The sequence below is a fragment of the Pseudomonas sp. RIT-PI-AD genome, from assembly GCF_025642785.1.
Classification (GTDB): domain Bacteria; phylum Pseudomonadota; class Gammaproteobacteria; order Pseudomonadales; family Pseudomonadaceae; genus Pseudomonas_T.
This window is the reverse complement of the sequence record NZ_JANZKU010000065.1, coordinates 1-1067: the sequence shown is the minus strand read 5'-3', so window position 1 is coordinate 1067 and position 1067 is coordinate 1. Positions and strand designations below refer to the sequence as shown.

2 protein-coding genes are annotated in these 1067 nt (G+C 43.8%); both read right to left on the bottom strand.

The features are described from left to right. Nucleotides 1-124: 124 nt before the first annotated feature. The gene (locus OGL92_RS22040) at nt 125-619 is read right to left on the bottom strand and encodes a hypothetical protein (protein WP_263148018.1); all 495 of its coding nucleotides are present in this window, start codon (nt 617-619) and stop codon (nt 125-127) included. Between the two features lie 9 nt (nt 620-628). Then, the coding region (locus OGL92_RS22035) for a YwqJ-related putative deaminase (RefSeq protein ID WP_263148015.1) at nt 629-1067 on the bottom strand (439 nt) is incomplete at its 5' end.

The window sequence follows — 1067 nt, the reverse complement described above, 5'->3', positions numbered from 1 at the left end:
AGTGGTCGGTGTGGAAGTACAGGATTTCCGCCGGGTGCTGCGCCGGCTCTTCCTGCGGTGATGTGCCCTTGCCGCTCGTGCTTGGTTTTCCACTTGGTCGACCTTGTAATCAGTGCGAAAGATCTTACCTTTTATATGATTCCATCAAGGGATGTCTTCTAACAAAATCCACATGTTTTTTACAAAGCCCCTCACCTCCAAAGGATAAAGAATCGTAAAACTCACCTGCGAGAAACATTGATGCCGTCGCAGACTCCTCCTTAATAGCACACTCAAATTCTTCTCTCCCAGAAAGACCATTAAGGATAATCTTCATGAATTTTTTTTCCTCCCCTAAAAGTAAGCCTTGGATCTTCCAATTTTTTATTTTTTCAGCTCGAAAATCCACATCCGATACTTTACCATTAAGGTTAAGCAAGATTTTTTCATTAACTTCAACAGCAGCAAAAAATAAAGAATCGGAAATATTTTTTCCCTGAATTAGCTTCCTATCCAAGATTACCTCTCGAACGAAGTCATAATGTATAATCTGCATATCAGCATAAGACATCGAATCAACATCATAATCTTTTTCCAATTCTTTACCCTCTGCCACATCAATCCTATTAAAACCCTCCATAACTCCACCTTATTTTTTTGAACAGCCAACAATATCTGTGATTCCAAGTTGTTTCTGCACTTCGGCACACGAGCGGCAGGCAACCATCGGCTTACCTTTTTTATCGTTGCGCTGAGCTTCAAATGTTGAGTTCTTAGCTATCTCCTTCAGCTCGTCGAGATCTGTTACACCTGCTTGGTTGGCGCCTTTACTTAAAGCATCTGCCTCAGCGCAATTACCGTGCATTCTGGGATCAGATCTTAACTCCTCAGGTACATTATCATAAGCATCTTGAACTGCTGGGTTTGTAATCCCTGTACCTCCTTCACCAGTACTAAGGCCCGTTTGTACTCCACCGGGCACATTGGGACCCTTCCATGTTCCACGCGCACCGGTAAGTCCCAGCGGATCAATCCACCCCACCGGATTCGGAGCATACTGATAGTTGTTAATACCACCCGCCAGTCCA